Source organism: Bariatricus massiliensis (assembly GCF_900086725.1).
Classification (GTDB): domain Bacteria; phylum Bacillota; class Clostridia; order Lachnospirales; family Lachnospiraceae; genus Allocoprococcus; species Allocoprococcus massiliensis.
The window spans coordinates 275,753-294,657 of record NZ_LT574838.1 but is presented as its reverse complement, the minus strand read 5'-3'; the positions used below and the strand labels follow the sequence as shown (position 1 = coordinate 294,657).

The following is an 18,905-nucleotide window of genomic DNA, read 5'->3' as shown; positions in this document are numbered from 1 at the left end:
ATAGAAGCGTGAATGGATTTGAAATCAAGACAGAGCAGCAGTTAGAACATACCGAGAAACCAATTAATATGGCGGTACATATGGTGACATTATATATGGCGGCCGTTTCTTTTTGGTACGGATTTTTGTCTGTGTTTCGGATAAATGTGGAGCCGGCGGTGGTCTATATCAGCCTGATTTTTCCTGTTTTAATCTGGAGTTTTATATTTCGGAAAAGAAAAGGGAGGGTGCCGGCGGTTCTTCTGACTGTTTTTGTCTGCCTGCTGCTAGGGTTTTCCATGCAAAGTTATTTGGCAGACGGCTTCAGGCATATCGCAAATGTTTACATTACACTGCACAATGAATTTTACACTGCCAGCCAGCCTCTTTTTGCGGAGATGGGCAGTGCGGGATGTATGTTGGCAGTAGTCATGATACAAATGATGCTGACCGCAGTATTGGCGGCGGTTCTCAGAGCCAGAAGGTGTATTCTTGTAGCGATTGCGTTCATTTTCCTGCCGTTTCTCTTGGCTGCCACGGTAGGGTATATGCCCTCCGCTCCAAGCGGATGGCTGATTATCGGCTCAGGGCTGCTCTACGTTCTTGTATATTCCCAGACGAATCTCACTATGCTGAAAAGAGAGGTTCTGACAGCCGGATGCCTTTATACGGCAGTAGTTCTTTTTGCTTCCTTGATTCAACCGTTGATTTTGGAATCCAGAAACGGGAACAAGGAGGAATACATCAGAATTCACGATAAGCTGGTAGAGGCCCAGCAGCTGGATCTGGGGGAGGCCGTGGCAGAAAGATTTCGTGGAAGTGCCAATTATTCCGTTGGGGGAATCGGAAAAGGGGACTTGCGGAATCTGGCCGAGAATCGGCCGCAGGGAAGCAAGGATATGGAAATTGTGATGGAGGAAGCTCCTCCGGAGAGACTTTATCTGAAAGCTTATGTGGGCTCGGAGTATACGGGTAAAAAGTGGGAAGAGCCTTCCGCGCGTGATTTCAAGCGGATGCTTCGAAGTGCAGGGGCTGCCGGTAAGGGCGGGGAGCTGTTCGGGGAACCGTATAAGAGACTTGAGGAAGGTCAGGACAACATCACTCCCCTTCAAATGCAGGTGCGTCTCACGGGAGCCTCGGATGAATTTGCCTACGCTCCTTATTTTGTCAATGTCACGGAGAACGATTCTGTCTATGCGGATGCCTATATCCAAGGAAGAGGGAAGACGGAAAGAGTCTACTCTTTTTTTCCTCGCATTCAGGCGGCGGCATTATATCGGGGAGAGCTGGGGGAGGAAACAGAGATATGGAAGGCTTATGAGGAATACGTAGAGGAAGCCTATACCACGAAGGCACAGGGTCTGGAAAAACTGGAGAAATATTGCAGTGATATGGATACCCGTTCGCTGAATGCAGTGAAGATGTCTATCGATGAAAAGTTCAACGACAGCCTAAAGTATACGAGAGAGCCGGGAAGATATCCGTCGGATGAAGACTTTACCGAGCACTTTTTGCTGGAGAGCCGCCGGGGGTTCTGCGTCCATTTCGCTACGGCTGCCACGTTAATTTACCGCGAATGTGGTTATCCGTCCCGATATGTAGAAGGCTATGCGGTACCGCCCTCAGCTTTTAAAATGCAGGAGGACGGGTCTTACAAGGCAGAGGTAACAGACGGGATGGCACATGCATGGTGTGAGACTTTCCAGCCCGGTATTGGCTGGAAGGTGCAGGAACATACACTTCCCTTTTCAGAAGATGAAGATTGGACGACAGAAGTCAATACGGAAGAGCCGGAAAATCATGATGCAGGAGATGCGCCGGATGAGAATGAACAGCAGCAGGAAGAGCAGGAGACTCCCGCCAATCAGGCGGAGCAGGGACAGTCTCCGGAGGCGCCTGCGGATGCAGAAGACACCAACGGTGAGAATATCCCAGTCCCGACAGAGGGGAAAAACGGAAACGAAAAGAATGGGGCAGCGGCCGGAGGACAACGGGTTCTGCCTAAACTGGCGGCAGGCGCAGCGCTGCTATTTGTCTTTGCATTTTCCGTGCTTCTTCTCTGTGTCGTGCAGCAAAAAATCCGTATGCAGAAAAAGAGATATGGTTTCCGGGTAAAGACACAGAATCAAGGAATCAAAAATATATTTCGAGCTGTTTATAAAATCGCTGTGTTTGCTGCGCCAAAAGAGAGGGAGTTGAATGACAGGGAAACATTGCAATGGCTGCAAGAGCGGTTCACAGAATTGACCGAGGAGGAATGGGAATGGCTCTACGACTGCGCCCTGCGGGCAGCTTTCGCCGAAGGACAGCTGGAGAAGGCGGAACAGCAGAAGATGTATGGCCTGTATAAAAAGTTCCGAAAGGCTGTTTTGTCTGGGCTGACTGTGTGGCGGAAGTTTGTATTTGTATTTGTTAAAGGGCTGTAAGGGGCAGTTGACTAATCTGCGTAAGACAGATACAATATTATCAATGATGCTATAGTTATTAAAGAAAATTAAAGGAGAGAGCTATGAAAATGCAAAAGATTATGAAGCGTATTGCCGTTCTTGGAATGGTGGCAGCCCTGATTGCATCCGGGCCGGTCTCGAATGTTACGGCAGCGCCAAATGACAATTCCGGAAAGGAAGATTCGGTGGAAATGCCGAAACTGATAGAGGTGGATCAAAGTTATGCTTCCGGTGGAATTACCCCTACAGTATTCAAGGATTCTTACCAAAGCGCTCAGGGGGGACAGTACCGCAGCAGGGCCGCGTTTCCTACGAAATATATATTAAGCGAAGTTGGCAAGTCTACAACCGTAAAGAATCAGAATCCATGGGGATCCTGCTGGGCATTTGGGGCGTTATCCTCACTGGAAAGCAGCCAGCTTACCGATAATGTCAACAGTGCTGAAGAAGTAGATCCGGACTATTCAGAACGGCAGCTGGCATGGTTCGCCTATGAACCGCAGACTGAAGACAGTATAAAGATTAGCGCGGCGAATTCTAATCAGGCTGGAGAGGGTGCGTCATATACCGGGACCGGACGTCTGGATAGGGGCGGGAATATGCCTCAGGCAGCAGCTCTTTTGTCTACCTGGCAGGGGGCAGCCTTAGAGGCAGATGTACCATATAGGAATGAAGAGGGAACTATGGACACGGCAGGCATATGGGATGTAGCTGCTGCAAACAGGAATCTTTCTGCCGTACATCTTCAAAACGCGGATTTTCTGGCAAGTCCCGCAACCTTCGATAAATATGATAGTAATGGGCTTCCGTCAGCGGATGCTACTTATAGCTATGACGGAGATGCCACAGCCGCCATTAAGGCAGCAATCATGGAAAACGGAGCAGTGGCCATAGCCTATTTTGCAGACCAGTCAACACCGGATGGTGCACAGAACGGCGATTATTTTAATTACATGAATTATTGCCAGTATGTAGATGTGCTGAATGCTTCTACCGTTCAGAACCACGGAGTCAGCATTGTGGGGTGGGACGATGATTATCCAAGCTCGAATTTCAAGACAGGAAAACAGCCGGAAGGAAACGGCGCATGGCTTGTGAAAAACAGCTGGGGTGACACATGGGGACTGGACGGGTACTTCTGGCTCTCCTACTATGACAGAACCATTGATCAGGTAACCAGCTTTCAGGGAGAAAGTACAGACAACTATGACAACATCTATCAGTATGATTATTTGGGACTTGCCAGCGCTATGCAGTACACGCCCAATAAAAGCGAAACAGGGGTGGCTAATGTATTCACTGCCAAGGGTAATGAGGAAATTCAGGCAGTATCTGCAGTCACACTGGCGCCAGATTCCACTGTTTCTGTAAAAATCTATAAAGTTCCGGCCAGAGCAACACAGCCGGTGCCGGAGAATGCGGAATTGATTGCAGAACAGTCCAAGACGATTGCACACAGTGGTTATCATACGATAGAATTGGATACACCTGCAGCCGTTGCGGCGGGAGAGAAGTTCTCAGTGGTACAGGTGATTAAAGGCGGGGACAACAAATGGTATACTCCGGTGGAAATCGGCGCGGATTCAGCTTCCCAGAAAGCGGTATGTAATCCGGGAGAGAGTTATATGATTCAGGACGGTGTGCCTTCAGATATGGCGGACGTCAAACAGGCAGGGATGTCCTTTGGCAATGCTATGATCAAGGCTTTTACCAAGGATGTGGTGCCGGAATCAGAAGCTCCGGCTGTATCGGCCTTCAAATATCAGGCATACGACAACACCGACACGGCGCTTGGAAATGCAGAAATCATCAATGTTGCGGCAGAGAGCAGCGGCATAAACAATATCCCGCTTCCCGCGGCAACTTCTTATATTAAGATTACAGAGGTCACACTATCAGACAGTGCAGACCCTGCCACGCAGGTAGCAATCACAGTCAAGGGCGGGGCATATACATTGGGAGAGCCGATTGCCCGTACAGATTTTATGATGATGGGGGATGATTCACCGATTGTATTTACAACCAAGTCTGCTCCTCAGGGAACGAATACGAAAGCGTGGGGATTTGATTTTAGCCCGGACTCACTTGTGCTGTATGCGGACAGCGGCCGTGTGGTAATATCAGATGACAACGCCTATCTGCCAGCCAATGCTGTCCTGACAGCAGATGATGTAACGGCAGGCGGAGATTTTGAGGCGGTGAAGACTGCACTGGAGCTTTACGGCGCTTCGGATCAGTTTTATCTTTATAATTTGTCGCTCTCTCCGGCTCTGAAGAGCGGAGAGGCCGTGAATCTGGAAATTAAGCCAAAAAGCGGATATGACAATGATGAAAAGACGAAATTATACTATGCTGCCAGCGAATCCGGAAGCATGGTCCTGACAGAGGTTGCGGATCTGTCTTCAAATACCGGAGTTCTCCGGGCGGATGTATCGAAGATGGGATATTATGCTGTGGCCCGTGTGAAAGAAGTACCGGTGGTCCCTACGCTGGAGAAAATTACCTACAGCCAGAGTAAGACACTTGCAGATGTACCCATTCCCTCTGTGGACGGTGGAAGCTGGAGCTGGGACAATGAAGAAACGGTACCTCAGGTAAACACAGCTTCTTATGCGGCTACCTTTACGCCGGACAGCGATAGCCAGTACCGTACATATCATGCAGATATTGCGCTTGAGGTGGAGAAAGCGACACCGGATCTCAGTGGAATCACCAGCAGCCCGGCGGTATATGGAACGAAGCTAAGTGATTTTCAGGTAAGCGTAGCCGGCCTTGACAATGGGCAAGCTGTTTCCGGGACTATGAGTTGGACGACTCCGGATGTATATCCGGAATGTGGAAGTGCAACAGAGTATGAATTTGAGTTTGTGCCCGATGATACAGACAATTATAATCCTGCATCAGGTACAATGATACTGACTGTCAACAAAAAAGCGGTGACAGCAGCGGCGAAAGATGCAGAGAAGTTTTATGGTGATTCCAATCCGGAATTCTCTCTTATCATACCGGACGGAACACTGGTTGGAAATGACACAGCGGCAGATTTGGTTGTAACGCTCAGCTGTGCAGCGGATGAGACAACATCAGCAGGCAATGTGGCCATTACCGGAAGTTCAGCGGCAGCAAATTATGATGTGACAGTGACATCGGGTACGCTTTTTATTAAACCGCGTGCCATTGGGATTAAGGCAAAGGATGTTACTATAAACTATGGGGACGCGCTTCCAGACATCTATGAGGTTAAAGTGACCAATCTTGTGCCGGGAACAGACCAAAGTGCAATCGGTTTGACAGTCGATGTTGAGGCTCAGAATATACCGGACGGTAATTTGGCGGGTACGTATACCTTGAAAATGAAGTCTGCTTCTGTAACAGATACGAATTATACAGTCGGGAGTTTGTTTGACGGGGTACTGACGATTAAGGAGCGCGTAATGAGCAAGGTTAAGAACGAATCCAGTATTCCGGATTCCATTGCAGGACGTTTTGCGGTTTCGGGGAACTTTACAGGTGATGAACTTCTATTGATTACGGATGTTGCAGATAAGTCAGTACAAAACGCATTCCAGAATATGGTGAAAGACGGCCAGATGCTTGGTTCCATTTTTGATCTTACGCTAAAAAAGGCAGATGGTAAGACAGGCGCGGAAGTGAAAGGTGCACTTACTATTACGATTCCGGTAGACGAGAAATATAACGGAAAGCAGATTACAATTTTACATTATGTGAAAGCAGGCAGTTTAACCGTAGAAAATGTGAAGGCTGAAAAAGATACTATTGATGTATACAGTAATTTGACAGTAACAGACGGCAAGGTTCAGGTAAGGGGATATTCCATGTCTCCGTTTGCGCCGGTTCTGCCTAAGGATGCCGATACCCCCGGAGGAACCGACACACCTTCTTCCGGCAACGATAACAGTAAGCCGACAGTGACAAGCAAGGAAGTCAACAGTGCCATGACAGGTGATACGGCACAGATATCCGTGCTGTTCATCGCGGCAGCAGCAGCGCTGCTAGCCATCATTGGGGTTTTCGTTTTCAGGGTGAGAAGACGTAGAAAATCATAAAAAACAAAAGTATCCCGTGGAAATGTATGCTGAAAGGCATCCAATTCCACGGGATATTCTTATTCTTGATTCCGTTCTACGACCGTGCGGGCCGTGATGCCGTTGATTTCTACTCTGTCATCTACGCCGATGACGATGCAGTTCCGGCCGTCTATGACGCGGGTTTCAACCAAGGCGGCACATTCCGGTTTTACATGGATTGTGATATCCGGCGTTTTAATTTCAAATTTTTTCGTGTCTGCCACATTGCTTGCGAGAAGGGAAGTATGTTCTCCGGCAGCGGCGGAATATTGCTGTTCAAAATTCTCCAGCTTTTCCTCTTCCACACCGCTTTTTGCCAGCAAGTATTTGACTTCGGCCTTATCGAGAGACAGGGGTTCCGGATTGTCAGCATTCTGTTCAATCAATTCGTTTAAGTTTTCATGTATATTCTTGACAATTTCATATTCACATTCGTCCCCGAGCGTCTCTTCAATCAGAGCACGAAAGGTCTCTTTCTGTCCTCCGGCTGACAGTGGGAGGACACATCCGAGTAGTTGTTCTGCAAGATTGGCCTGAAGCTGCTCGGCGTTCTTCGAATAATACAGCAGGTTGTGAATGTCTGTGCTGCGGTCGTTGAAGGCCGGGAAGAGGAAGCCTACATCCGGCATCTCTACAATCCAATCCCGTATCCGGTCGTGGAAGCTGTTTTCTTCGGCGTGGTAGCTGAGTGCCGGCTTGGACAGTTTCACGGGACAGATGCTGCAGAGTATGTAGTCATAGACTTCATCGGAGGCGTCGAACATCTCTGAGCCGTCTGATGATTTGCCCGGAATATCATAGGCCGCATGAATTAGAAGGATGAGATAATTTTCACCATAGTCATAGGCCTCGATCACTTTATCGTAAAATTGTTCGAGCAGCTCGTCATCGGTAAGCCGGCTGCTTCTGAGCTTCAGCAGGAATTCCTGCGTGCCGCCCTCGGCCTCAGTCTCCAGAGGGAATTCCATGTTCAAAAGGTTCTTTCCTACAGTACCGGAGAGAGTCTTTCTAAAAATGTCGAAATATTTAAACATCTCATCTTCAGGCAGTGAGAGAAAAGCCTCTTTCAGCTCTGTTTTCTTTTCTTTTTCACCGTCCACGTAGCAGCCGCATATGCGGGTGATGGCGCAGTTGCTTGGAGTGAATTGTTTTTTGATTTCAGTAACTTCTTTTTTGTTCATATGTAAAGACCCCTTTAATTATCATTTTAACGGCGGGCATCCAGAAAACGGTATAAGTCCGCCGCCATAGAACTTAGTATAACGTAAAATGAAAAAAGAAACAATCTAAGAAATATAATAAAAATTTAATTGATTCTTTTCTGCCAGAAGAATAAAATGAACAACAAGAGAATATGGTTCTTGCTTAGAAAAGCATGGGAAAAGGAGGTATTTAAGATGAGGACAGAAGGGATGTTTTCAACATTTGACGGAACCCAATTGTTTCTGGTGAAAGATTTGGTGACCAAGCCAAGGGCTGCAGTCGTGATCGTGCATGGACTCTGTGAACATCAGGGTCGCTATGATTATGTGGCGGCAAGACTGAACGCACAACAGATAAATGTCTACCGGTTCGACCATAGGGGACACGGACGGTCAGAAGGGAAGAAGGTGTTCTACAGCGCATGGACCGAAATCAGCGATGATGTCAATGCGGTGGTGGAGATGGCAGCAAAAGAAAATGAGGGACGGCCGCTGTTTGTCATGGGACACAGCATGGGTGGTTATGCCGCCACCTGCTTTGCCACCAGATTTCCGGGAAAAGCGGACGGTATTGTTCTGTCGGGCGCACTGACAAGGTACAACTGCCCATGTGCGGGGGAACTTCCTATTGACGCGCCTGCGGATATGTATTCTCCCAATGCACTGGGCGACGGGGTCTGCTCCGACCCGGCAGTAGGTGAAGCTTATGCTGCCGACCCCTATGTAGAGAAAGAGATATCGGTAGGCCTTCTCAACAGCATCTATGAAGGTGTTGAATACTTGAAGAAAGAAGCGGCTGCATTTGTAGACCCTGTCCTGATACTTCACGGTGCGGATGACGGCCTTGTCAGTGAGCTGGATTCCCGCCAGCTTTTTGGAGACATTTCTTCCAAGGATAAAAGCCTTAGAATTTACGCAGGGATGTATCATGAGATTTTTAATGAATTTGAGAAGGATGAACCAATTGGTGATATGATCTGCTGGCTGAATCGGCGTATCAAATAGGGAGCGGCAGAAATATGGGCGAGAATTACAATGATAAGAAAATAGCGGTAGTCGGAGCCGGAGGCGTGGGAGGTTATATGGCGGCCATGCTGGCGGCGAACTATCCTCAGGTCTCGCTGGTGGCCAGAGGAGAACGGCGGAAGGCGATAGACGAGAAGGGCATTATCCTGCACAGCGATTATCACGGAGAAGTGGCGGCGCGTCCGATGCAGGTGGTAGAATCTGCGGCAGAACTTACGCCTCAGGATTATATTTTCATTTGTGTGAAAAATTATTCTCTTGAAGATGTATGTGCCACGCTCGGCAGCTGTGTAAATGACGGCACTGTGATTGTCCCGGTCATGAATGGGGCGGACCCCGGAGAACGTGTGAGAGCCCTCGTCCCGGCAGGATTGGTGGTAGATTCTTTGATTTATATCGTTGCTTTTGCGGGAGAAGACTACAGCATTATCCACCAAGGAGGATTTGCCGATATTCGTATCGGGATTCAAAATGCTTCAAAAGAGGAGGCCGAGAAGGTTCAGGAGACATATGAATTACTTCTGGGAGCTGGGATTGACTGTAAAAAGGCGGAGGATATTGAGCGGGAAATCTGGCGCAAATATATTTTGAACTGTGCTTACAATGTAGAAACCGCTTACTATATGAATACGATAGGCGAGCTCCGGAGTGATTCGGTAAAGGCAGAGGAATACGAGTCACTGGTTCAGGAGGCCTACCTTGTAGCGAAGGCGAAGGGAATCCATGTGACACAAGAACATGTGGAGGCGATTATCCACCGGTTCTATTTTGAACTGGCCGAGGACGCCACAAGCTCACTCCAGCGGGATATCCGTGACGGAAAGAGGGCGGAGCTGGAGACATTTGGCGGATATCTGGTGAGAGAGGCAAAGCGGCTGGGGATTGAGGTTCCGGTGTCGGAGAGAATGTATGAAGAACTGAAACGGCGCCAGCAATTTTAAAGTGGCAGATTATTTGGACAAAAAATGTACGGGGATATTACAGAGAAGGGAGCCAGCTCCCGGTAATATTCCCGTACATTGATTATTTCTGCGTTGATGTCCCTGCTTGGATGCAGGATAACTAATGTAATCTGCCCATGAGAACCTGATTTACCAGTTTACCGTCAGCCTTTCCTTTGACCTTAGGCATCAGCTCCTTCATGATCCTGCCCTTATCCTGCGGAGCAGGTGCGTCGATTCCAAGTGAGGCCAGCACGGCATCAATCACTTCTTCAATCTCCGCTTCCTCCATCATCTTTGGGGCGTACTGCTCCAGAACAGCGATTCTCTTCGTACATTCTTCAATGATATCGGTGCGGCCTTCAGGCGTCATCTCAAGCGTTTCCTTGGTCTGCTTGATCTCCTTCAAAATAACCTGAACCTCTTCCTCCTCAGTCAAGTCTGCACGCTTGTCGATTGCCTTATTTTTCAAAGCAGACAACAGAAGGGATAAAGTTTCCTTCGTCTCCTTGTCGCCAGCTTTCATGGACTGAATCATGGCACTCCGCACTTCATCTATCTTACTCATAGTCAAATACCTCCATTTTTAATCTGTTATTATATCGGCAATGCAATTATTATACCAATAATATGGAAAAATTACCAGAAAAAATGTATACTGTTTCTAAAGGATGTGAAAAGATATGTCAGGATGCAGGCTGTGCCCCAGAAGTTGTGGGGCGGACAGAAGCGGCGGGGCAAAAGGATATTGTGGGGAAAGCAGTATCGTCAGAGTGGCAAGGGCAGCTCTTCATATGTGGGAGGAGCCCTGTATCTCGGGGGATAACGGTTCGGGTACTGTGTTTTTCTGTGGATGCACATTGCGCTGTATCTATTGCCAGAATCATGTAATCTCCACCGGGGCCGCCGGAAAGGCCATTACCGTGGAGCGGCTCTCGGAAATCTTTCTGGAGCTTCAGAAGAAAGGGGCGAACAACATTAATCTGGTTACGCCCACCCACTTTGTGCCGCAGATTATAGCGGCGCTTCAAAGGGCGCGGACAGAGGGATTGAATCTTCCGGTGGTCTACAATACGAGTGGATATGAATGTGTGGAGACACTTCGCAGGCTGGAGGGATATGTGGATGTCTATCTCCCCGATTTCAAATATCTGGACGAGGTGCATGCAGGAAAATATTCGGCGGCCGCAGATTATCCGGACGTGGCGAAGCGGGCGGTAGCGGAGATGGTACGCCAGACGGGGCCTCCCCTGTTCGACAGCGGAGGCATCATGACGAAAGGGGTGATCGTCCGGCATCTGCTCCTGCCGGGCTGCCTGAAGGAGGCCCGGGCGGTGGTGGAGTATCTTTTTCACACGTATGGCAATCAGATATACATGAGCCTTATGAATCAATATACACCGCTGGAGACACTTGACAGTGGGCCGTACCCGGAGCTTGCCCGGAGAGTCAGCCCCAGAGCGTATGACCGGCTCGTTGATTACGCCATTGAATTGGGCGTAGAGCAGGCGTTCATACAGGAGGGCGGGACGGCGGAAGAGAGTTTCATCCCTCCCTTTACGCTAGAGGGCGTATGATTCCAGAGCACGAAGTGCAGAGAAAATAAGTTGAAAAGTAGGAGGAATATCAAGATGAGGACAGTGACGTTAGGAAAAACAGGAATCACGGTCAATAAGAATGGATTTGGAGCGCTTCCGATACAGCGTATCTCTGAGGAGGAGGCGGTCAAGCTCCTTCGCAAGGCCCATGACAATGGCATTGATTTTTATGACACGGCCAGAGCTTATACGGACAGCGAGGAGAAGCTGGGAGCGGCATTTGAGGGGATGCGCGACAAGATATACATCGCTTCCAAGACGATGGCGGAGGATGCGCAGGGATTCTGGAAAGACCTCGAGACTACATTGCGAAATCTGAAGACAGATTACCTTGATATCTACCAGTTCCACAATCCGGAGTCCTGCCCGAAGCCGGGGGACGGAAGCGGCCTGTATGAGGCCATGCTTCAGGCAAGAGAGGAAGGAAAAGTACGGTTTATCGGAATCACGAACCACCGTCTGGCCGTGGCCGAGGAGGCAATCGAAAGCGGTCTTTATGACACGCTCCAGTTTCCGTTCAGTTACCTTTCTTCCGATAAGGAGCTGGCGTTGGTGGAGGGATGCCAAAAAGCAGACATGGGATTCATTGCCATGAAGGCCTTGTCGGGGGGATTGATTACCAATTCTGCCGCCATTTATGCCTATATGCTTGGGTATGACAATGTACTGCCTATCTGGGGAATTCAGAGAGAACGGGAATTAGATGAATTCCTGTCTTATCAGGATAAAGAACCGGTTCTTGATGAAGCGCTCCGGAAAGTGATTGCGGCTGACCGGGAAGAACTGCTGGGAGAATTCTGCCGTGGCTGTGGGTATTGTATGCCTTGCCCTGTAGGGATTGAGATTAATAACTGTGCGAGGATGTCACTGATGATAAGAAGGGCTCCTTCCGACGCACAGCTGACCGAGGAGATGCAGGCTAAGATGAAACAGATTGAGGAATGTCTGCACTGCGGGCAGTGCAGTAAAAAATGTCCGTTCGGATTGGACACACCGGCACTTTTGGAGAAAAATTATAAAGATTACAAAGAGATTCTGGCCGGCAAAGAATATTAAGAACGTATTTTCCTGAATTTCATAGACTAACTAAGAAGAGAGATTTAGGGAGAACAATATTTATGAGTCAAAAATGCTGCCACCCATGTCCTATGCCCGGGCCGGAGCCATATGTGCCCATCGATTCCTATGCGCAGTATAGTGTGCTGGCCAACCCGCCAAGCGGAAGTGTGCTGCCGATGCACACCGTTTTTCAGGAGGGCGATGCCATAAAACTTGGTAGTGAGACGGAGATTATTCTTGAACCGGGATACTTGTATCTGGTGAATTATCTGTTTTTGGCAACTCCGGGGCAGGATGGCTATCTGCAGATTTTACCTAAGATCGACGGCAGGCCGGGACTTCTGTATTCTGTATTTGCGACGGCGGGAATCAGCAAAAATGCTTCTGCGCCGGGAAGCTTTACGGTCAGGACACCGGGGCCGGAGGAGGGGACATTGAGCTTTGTACTGGCTTATGCGGGGCCGACCTCCAATATAGATATTTCCGGAGCCATATCTGTGACGCCGCTTTTGCGTATATAACTTTAAGGAGGAGCTTTAACCATGAAAATAGACCGCTTAATCGGAATACTTTCGATTCTTCTGCAGAAGGAGAAGGTGACGGCTCCTTATCTTGCGGAAAAATTTGAGGTGTCCAGAAGAACTATCAACCGGGATGTGGAGAATCTGTGTAAGGCGGGGATTCCGGTCGTGACGGAACAGGGAGCCAACGGAGGCATCTCTATTATGGAAGGATACCGGATGGACAAGACACTGTTGACTTCATCGGACATGCAGGCCATACTGGCCGGCCTTCGAAGTCTGGACAGTGTATCCGGGACCAACCGTTACCAGCAGCTTATGGAAAAGCTGTCTGTGGGAAATTCTACGATTCTTACAACCAATGACCATATATTGATTGATTTGTCTTCTTGGTATAAAGAGACTCTGGCTCCTAAGATTGAATTAATACAGGCGGCTATCCATGAGCGCAGAAAGATTCACTTTCAATATTTCTCACCGGGTGGAGAAAGTGTAAGGATGGTGGAGCCCTGCTGCCTATTATTCCAGTGGGCGGCATGGTACGTTTGGGGGTTCTGTCTGGACAGGCAGGACTACCGGATGTTCAAGCTGAACCGGATGCTCGGGCTTACAGATACCGGAGAATTATTTGAGCCGAGAGAGCGGCCGGATATAAATCTTGACACAGAGAAGGTGTTTCCGACTGCGATACGGGCGGAGATAATACTGGAGCCGTCTGTCAAATGGCGCCTTGTAGAGGAGTACGGGATAGAGTGCTTTGTGGAGCGGGAGGACGGCAAGCTGGAATTTAAGAACGGCTTTGCGGACAAAAATCATCTGTTCAGCTGGCTGCTCAGCTTTGGAGACAAGGCAGAGATGACAGCGCCGGAAGAATTAAGAAAAGAATTCATGGGCCTGCTGGATAGTATGAGAGATAAATATTTAGGATGATGTGAATGATGACATACTAATGACATGTTACGGGTGGTACTCTTAAGATAAAAAGGAGAAAATCATGGAAAAGAAAGAAAAGCTGGATTATAAGAAAGAGTATAAGGACCTGTACTTACCGAAAAAGAAACCAATGCTGATTGATGTGCCGGAGATGCTTTTCATTCAAGTAAGTGGGGAGGGGGATCCGAATACATCGAAAAGTTACGAGCAGGCGATGGAGATTCTGTATGGTCTCTCCTTCACTATCAAGATGAGTAAGATGAGCGGCAGGCAGCCGGAGGGGTATTTTGAGTATGTAGTGCCGCCGCTGGAAGGACTGTGGGAGACTGACGAAGGGGGATTTGACGGGACGCACATTACCGATAAAAGCCGGTTCCGCTGGATATCGATGATAAGACAGCCGGAGTTTGTCACAGAAGAGGTTTTTGAATGGGCAAAAAAGGAGCTCTCGAAGAAAAAGCCGGAAATCGATTTTTCTACCACCCGTTTCGTGGCTTATACGGAAGGGCTCTGCGCACAGGTCATGCATGTAGGGCCTTATGATGAGGAGCCTGCCACCATTGAACTGCTAGAGAACTTTATTCTTCAGGAAGGGTACCAGAACGATATTGGGGACGGGCGGCTCCACCATGAAATTTATCTTGGAGACCCGAGGCGGACAAAACCGGAGAATCTGCGCACCGTGCTCCGGCATCCGGTAAAAAAAGAATAGTGAAACAAGTAAAACCCTCAAAACGAGGGTTTTGTTATGATAAAAGGGACGGGAGGACACGGAGGAGTTTATGTTAAAAGTATTTTTAGTGGAAGACGAATTTGTAGTACGGCAAGGGATTAAGAATAAGATTGACTGGAAATCTCACGGATATGAATTCTGCGGGGAAGCCAGTGACGGGGAGCTGGCCTATCCCATGATTCAGAAGCTGAAGCCCGATATCGTTATTACGGATATCCGTATGCCTTTCATGGACGGGCTCGTACTCAGCAGGCTCATAAAAAAGGAGATGCCGTGGGTGGAAATCATTATCCTCACGGGATATGAGGAATTTGAGTACGCCAAGGAAGCGATTAAAATCGGAGTGGCCGAATACCTTACCAAACCCATCAACAGTGAAGAACTTTTAAAGGAAGTGGATCTGCTCGCGGATAAGATAGAAGAAAAGCGCAGGGAGCAGGAAATCAAGGAAAAATATATGCTTGAGCTGGAAGAAAATTCTCTTAAAGAGCGGAAAGAGCTGTTTCAGCATCTTGTCACGGGCGGGAAATCAATGGCAGAACTTCTGGAGACGGCAGATAGACTGGACATGGATTTGTCTGCCATGTGGTATAATATCGTGCTGATAAAAATTCAGTTCATGAACCAGACTCATGATGAATATTCGAATATTCTCATAGAGATAGAAGAGAGAATGAAAACGCTGGACAATGAGACGAACCTGTTGATTTTTGACAGGAATCTGGAAGGGAAGGCGTTTCTCTTCAAGGCGGACTCTAAGGAGGAGCTGGAACAGATACAAAAGGATTATATTGACAGACTGAAGGCCATATGGGCGGACTATGAAAATGTCCGCTATTTTGGAGGAGTTGGAGAGCCAGTGAACCGTCTGAGAGAACTGCCGGGTTCTTTTGAGGCCGCGAGCCACGCTTTTGCCCATCGCTATCTGGTTGGGGAGAGCCTGATATTAAGCAGCAGGGAATTAGAGCAGAGGACATATGGGAATCAGGAGGAGTTCAATATAAGAAGCGTAAATCCCAAGCAGATCGATCGCAGCAAAATGCAGGAATTCCTTAAAATGGGGGACAAGGATGAGGTGGTTTACTTTATAGAAGAGTTCTTCCACGCACTGGACAACAGCGCCATGAATTCCAGCCTTTTCAGGCAATATATAACCATGGATGCTTACTTCTGTGTGTCAGATTTCACGGAAGGGCTGGGATTCGCGAGAGACGAAATCGATGCGCCCGACGCTGCCGCGGGAATCTTGAAAAGTAAAGAAGATGCCGTGGCTTATGTTGTCCGAATACTGACGAAGGCGTTGGAGCTGAGAGAGAAAGCGGCCAGCAACCGTTACGGGGATGTGGTGGATGAAGTGAAGAGATACATAGAGTATAATTTTGCGGACGAAGATTTGTCGCTGAATCTGCTGGCTTCCCATGTGAATTTCTCCCCCAATCATCTGAGCACCATTTTCAGTCAGCAGACCGGACAGACTTTTACCGGCTATTTGACGGACTACAGGATGAATAAGGCGAAAGAACTTTTGCGCTGTACCAGCAAAAGAAGCAGTGAAATCGGGCTGGAGGTCGGATATAAGGATCCGCACTATTTTTCCTATCTGTTTAAAAAGACACAGGGAATGACGCCCACCCAGTACCGCAGTGAGAAGACGGGGAAGGAGCGGGGCGAATGAAAAAAAGGCTGCAAAGAATTTACGCCAACCTGACTTTGGCCGCGAAAATCCGATGTTCTTATTTTATCTTGCTGATACCGATTGTTCTTTTTCTCGTATTTTGCTTCTATAATTTGTGGGCGGGAAACCGGGAGTATGAGAATATGATTAACTCGGCGGTAGTGGCCAGTGAATTCAGCCTCGATTTTAAGAAGGACTTCGACTATGAGACTTATCTCCTGCTGGTGGAGAATAAAAGCGTGGAAGAGTCCAATCTTGAAAAGATGCTCGGCGAGGCGAACCGGATCGTGGGCAGGCTGGAAGGGCTGACCGATTCTAACACGAATATGAACCACCTTAGAAGTGTTAAAAAGTATCTGGCCAGTCTGGAGACTTATAAGGACCGCATTGAGGAAAATATCTCGGAAGGCAACAAATATGAGGATAATATAGAAATATGGGAAAACGATGTCCAAATCGTGACATCCCTTGTACAGGATACGATTTCGCAGTATATTTTTTACGAAATCAGGGACCTGCAGCTATCCCGTACCGAGTATCAGGAATTCTTCATGGATATGATCAGGTTCTCCCTGATTGTATTTGCGGTGATTTTGATGGTAATTATCTTTTTGTCCTATTATATACCGCTCAGTATTACGCGGCCGATCAGGAAGCTGAGTGAAGTGACGGAGCAAGTCGCCAAGGGGAATCTGGAAGTCCGCTCCCAAGTCCGTTCGGGGGTGGAAATCAATATGCTCAGCGATTCACTCAATACGATGATTGATAAAATCAATGAGCTGCTCCGGCAGGTTACGGAGGAACAGGTGCGGCTCAGAAAGGCAGAATTTGAGCTTCTGCAGTCCCAGATCAATCCACATTTTCTCTACAATACGCTGGACGCTATCATCTGGCTGGCAGAATCCGGCGAGGAGAAGAAGGTGGTGGACATGGTGGGAAGTTTGTCTGAATTTTTCAGGACGTCTTTGAACCGGGGGGAGGATATGGTGACGATAAAGAAGGAGCTCCAGCATGTGAGAAGCTATCTGGAAATACAGCAGATGAGGTATCAGGACATTCTGCGCTATGAGATTCAAGTGCCGGAGGAATTGTACAGATACCTGATTCCGAAGATTACGATACAGCCCCTTGTTGAGAATGCGCTGTACCATGGCATTAAGAATAAGAGAGGCTTTGGACAAATCGTGATTTCGGGGAAAATAGAGACCGGTCACTTTGTCATACAGGTGAAGGATAATGGAATCGGCATCACGGAGGAGCGGCTTACACAGGTGAATGATGGGATTCGCGATAAGGTGCTTACGGGAAACGATATTTACGGCCTTTATAACGTCAACGAGAGAATACGCTTGAATTTCGGGGAAAAGTATGGATTAACTTTGGAAAGTACCTACGGGGAAGGTACGGTGGCCAGTCTAAGTCTCCCGTATATGGAGGGGGAAAAGACAGAATCATAGAAAAATCAACCTTTCGAATAGAAAAATGAACCTCTCTTAAATGAAAATAAAATAATCAACTTCTGTGTGATTTATCTTAATGGATTTATCAAATACGAAGGTATATGATAAGACCATCAAAAAACTACTTTAAGGGAGGTACAAAAATGAAAAAGAAAGTTTTGGCGGCAATTATGGCTGTAGTTCTGGTGGTAGGCCTGACTGCCTGCGGCGGTGGCGGAAAGTCCGAATCGAAAGAGACTTCCTCTAACGACACAAAGAAAGAATCTGGTGAACTTATCAAGGTCGGAATCATCAACAACGATCCAAATGAGTCTGGATATCGTACAGCGAATGACAAGGACATGAAAGAGATGTTCACAAAGGAAAATGGATATGACGCGTCATTCGCGTACAGCTTGAAGAACGACGAACAGATTACAGCAGCGCAGAAGTTCATTCAGGACGGCGTTGACTATCTGCTTCTTTCCGCGGCAGACACAGCAGGATGGGATTCCGTACTGCAGGATGCACAGGATGCAGGTATCCGTGTAATTCTTTTCGACCGTACTATCGATGCAGATGAGAGCCTTTATGAAGCTTCCATCGTTTCCGATATGGCACAGGAAGGACAGACAGCAGTTGACTGGCTGAAAGAGCAGGGACTTTCCGAGTACAATATCATTCACCTTCAGGGCGTTATGGGTTCCGCGGCTCAGCAGGGACGTACAGGCGCGCTTGACAAAGCAGTTTCTTCTGACGGCTGGAAGCTTGTTACACAGCAGACAGCAGAATGGAATGCTGAAAAAGCACAGCAGATTGTTCAGTCAGTCATTGATTCTGGTGAATCTTTCAACGTAATCTATGCTGAAAATGACGATATGGCAAAGGGCGCGGTTGCGGCTCTTGACAAAGCTAATATTGCTCACGGTGTTGGCAAAGACGTAATTATCATGGGATTTGACTGCAACAAGTGGGCTCTTGAAGAACTTCTTGCTCAGAACTGGAATTATGACGGACAGTGTAATCCTTTCCAGGCTTCCTATATTGATGAGATTATCAAGACAATTGAAGACGGCGGCACTGTAGCTGAGAAAGTTGTCATTATGGAAGAAAAAGGATTTGATGCCACCACGATTACACAGGAAGATGTGGATACATACGGTATTTAATCTAAAATAGTTAATTAGAGACTGTTGAAACAGACAGCGCGGCGCAGGTTGGTTGGTAATCAAAATGCTTGTGTCGCGCTTATTTTCTGAAATTC

At 47.9% G+C, this 18,905-nt stretch carries 14 protein-coding genes; 12 read left to right on the top strand and 2 right to left on the bottom strand.

Annotated elements, in window-relative coordinates; genetic code table 11:
• Window positions 1–8: 8 nt before the first annotated feature.
• Both BN6465_RS13040 and BN6465_RS13035 read left to right on the top strand, forming a co-directional pair.
• Complete coding sequence (locus BN6465_RS13040) at window positions 9–2,405, top strand: transglutaminase-like domain-containing protein (protein WP_227183389.1); 2,397 nt, start codon at window positions 9–11, stop codon at window positions 2,403–2,405.
• 83 nt (window positions 2,406–2,488) lie between these two features.
• Window positions 2,489–6,493 carry a lectin like domain-containing protein gene (locus BN6465_RS13035; RefSeq protein ID WP_066735976.1) on the top strand — a complete coding sequence of 1,335 codons (4,005 nt, stop codon included), beginning with the start codon at window positions 2,489–2,491 and terminating at the stop codon, window positions 6,491–6,493.
• 59 nt (window positions 6,494–6,552) lie between these two features.
• On the opposite strand, the gene BN6465_RS13030 is transcribed toward BN6465_RS13035, so the two are convergent.
• Window positions 6,553–7,695 (bottom strand): DUF4317 domain-containing protein, encoded by a 1,143-nt coding sequence (locus tag BN6465_RS13030; protein WP_066735974.1) that lies wholly within the window; start codon window positions 7,693–7,695, stop codon window positions 6,553–6,555.
• Window positions 7,696–7,911: 216 nt separating this feature from the next.
• Between BN6465_RS13030 and BN6465_RS13025 the strand changes: the two genes are divergently transcribed.
• Together BN6465_RS13025 and BN6465_RS13020 are read left to right on the top strand one after the other, a co-directional pair.
• Window positions 7,912–8,721, top strand: coding sequence for an alpha/beta hydrolase (locus BN6465_RS13025; RefSeq protein WP_066735972.1), 810 nt, complete (start codon window positions 7,912–7,914; stop codon window positions 8,719–8,721).
• 14 nt (window positions 8,722–8,735) lie between these two features.
• The gene (locus BN6465_RS13020; RefSeq protein ID WP_066735971.1) at window positions 8,736–9,683 is read left to right on the top strand and encodes a ketopantoate reductase family protein; all 948 of its coding nucleotides are present in this window, start codon (window positions 8,736–8,738) and stop codon (window positions 9,681–9,683) included.
• A gap of 121 nt (window positions 9,684–9,804) precedes the next feature.
• On the opposite strand, the gene BN6465_RS13015 is transcribed toward BN6465_RS13020, so the two are convergent.
• A complete protein-coding gene (locus tag BN6465_RS13015; protein WP_066735970.1) occupies window positions 9,805–10,251 on the bottom strand; it encodes a GatB/YqeY domain-containing protein in 447 nt (148 codons plus the stop codon).
• Window positions 10,252–10,366: 115 nt separating this feature from the next.
• Here BN6465_RS13015 and BN6465_RS13010 point away from each other — a divergent pair, with 115 nt between their 5' ends.
• The 8 genes from BN6465_RS13010 (at window position 10,367) to BN6465_RS12975 (ending at window position 18,810) form a co-directional block, all read left to right on the top strand.
• Complete coding sequence (locus tag BN6465_RS13010; protein ID WP_066735969.1) at window positions 10,367–11,260, top strand: radical SAM protein; 894 nt, start codon at window positions 10,367–10,369, stop codon at window positions 11,258–11,260.
• 54 nt (window positions 11,261–11,314) lie between these two features.
• Complete coding sequence (locus BN6465_RS13005) at window positions 11,315–12,337, top strand: aldo/keto reductase (RefSeq protein WP_066735967.1); 1,023 nt, start codon at window positions 11,315–11,317, stop codon at window positions 12,335–12,337.
• A 62-nt stretch (window positions 12,338–12,399) separates the two neighbouring features.
• Window positions 12,400–12,861 (top strand): hypothetical protein, encoded by a 462-nt coding sequence (locus BN6465_RS13000; RefSeq protein ID WP_066735965.1) that lies wholly within the window; start codon window positions 12,400–12,402, stop codon window positions 12,859–12,861.
• A gap of 21 nt (window positions 12,862–12,882) precedes the next feature.
• Window positions 12,883–13,791, top strand: a complete 909-nt coding sequence (locus BN6465_RS12995) for a helix-turn-helix transcriptional regulator (RefSeq protein WP_066735961.1) — start codon at window positions 12,883–12,885, stop codon at window positions 13,789–13,791.
• Between the two features lie 64 nt (window positions 13,792–13,855).
• Window positions 13,856–14,506, top strand: coding sequence for a GyrI-like domain-containing protein (locus tag BN6465_RS12990; RefSeq protein ID WP_066735959.1), 651 nt, complete (start codon window positions 13,856–13,858; stop codon window positions 14,504–14,506).
• Between the two features lie 70 nt (window positions 14,507–14,576).
• On the top strand, window positions 14,577–16,202 hold the full coding sequence (locus BN6465_RS12985; RefSeq protein ID WP_066735955.1) for a response regulator: 1,626 nt from the start codon (window positions 14,577–14,579) through the stop codon (window positions 16,200–16,202).
• Window positions 16,199–17,659, top strand: a complete 1,461-nt coding sequence (locus tag BN6465_RS12980; protein ID WP_066735953.1) for a sensor histidine kinase — start codon at window positions 16,199–16,201, stop codon at window positions 17,657–17,659. Before BN6465_RS12985 ends, BN6465_RS12980 begins: the two co-directional genes overlap by 4 nt.
• A 146-nt stretch (window positions 17,660–17,805) precedes the next feature.
• Window positions 17,806–18,810 (top strand): ABC transporter substrate-binding protein, encoded by a 1,005-nt coding sequence (locus tag BN6465_RS12975; RefSeq protein ID WP_066735951.1) that lies wholly within the window; start codon window positions 17,806–17,808, stop codon window positions 18,808–18,810.
• Window positions 18,811–18,905 lie beyond the last annotated feature (95 nt).

What these genes read in the sequence shown, in the direction of transcription:
- BN6465_RS13035 (WP_066735976.1), top strand. Translation starts at nt 2,489, where the DNA reads ATGAAAATGCAAAAGATTATGAAGCGTATTGCCGTTCTTGGAATGGTG.
- BN6465_RS12985 (WP_066735955.1), top strand. Translation starts at nt 14,577, where the DNA reads ATGTTAAAAGTATTTTTAGTGGAAGACGAATTTGTAGTACGGCAAGGG.
- BN6465_RS12990 (WP_066735959.1), top strand. Translation starts at nt 13,856, where the DNA reads ATGGAAAAGAAAGAAAAGCTGGATTATAAGAAAGAGTATAAGGACCTG.
- BN6465_RS13020 (WP_066735971.1), top strand. Translation starts at nt 8,736, where the DNA reads ATGGGCGAGAATTACAATGATAAGAAAATAGCGGTAGTCGGAGCCGGA.
- BN6465_RS13005 (WP_066735967.1), top strand. Translation starts at nt 11,315, where the DNA reads ATGAGGACAGTGACGTTAGGAAAAACAGGAATCACGGTCAATAAGAAT.
- BN6465_RS13010 (WP_066735969.1), top strand. Translation starts at nt 10,367, where the DNA reads ATGTCAGGATGCAGGCTGTGCCCCAGAAGTTGTGGGGCGGACAGAAGC.
- BN6465_RS12975 (WP_066735951.1), top strand. Translation starts at nt 17,806, where the DNA reads ATGAAAAAGAAAGTTTTGGCGGCAATTATGGCTGTAGTTCTGGTGGTA.
- BN6465_RS13000 (WP_066735965.1), top strand. Translation starts at nt 12,400, where the DNA reads ATGAGTCAAAAATGCTGCCACCCATGTCCTATGCCCGGGCCGGAGCCA.
- BN6465_RS12980 (WP_066735953.1), top strand. Translation starts at nt 16,199, where the DNA reads ATGAAAAAAAGGCTGCAAAGAATTTACGCCAACCTGACTTTGGCCGCG.
- BN6465_RS13030 (WP_066735974.1), bottom strand. Translation starts at nt 7,695, where the DNA reads ATGAACAAAAAAGAAGTTACTGAAATCAAAAAACAATTCACTCCAAGC.
- BN6465_RS13025 (WP_066735972.1), top strand. Translation starts at nt 7,912, where the DNA reads ATGAGGACAGAAGGGATGTTTTCAACATTTGACGGAACCCAATTGTTT.
- BN6465_RS13015 (WP_066735970.1), bottom strand. Translation starts at nt 10,251, where the DNA reads ATGAGTAAGATAGATGAAGTGCGGAGTGCCATGATTCAGTCCATGAAA.
- BN6465_RS12995 (WP_066735961.1), top strand. Translation starts at nt 12,883, where the DNA reads ATGAAAATAGACCGCTTAATCGGAATACTTTCGATTCTTCTGCAGAAG.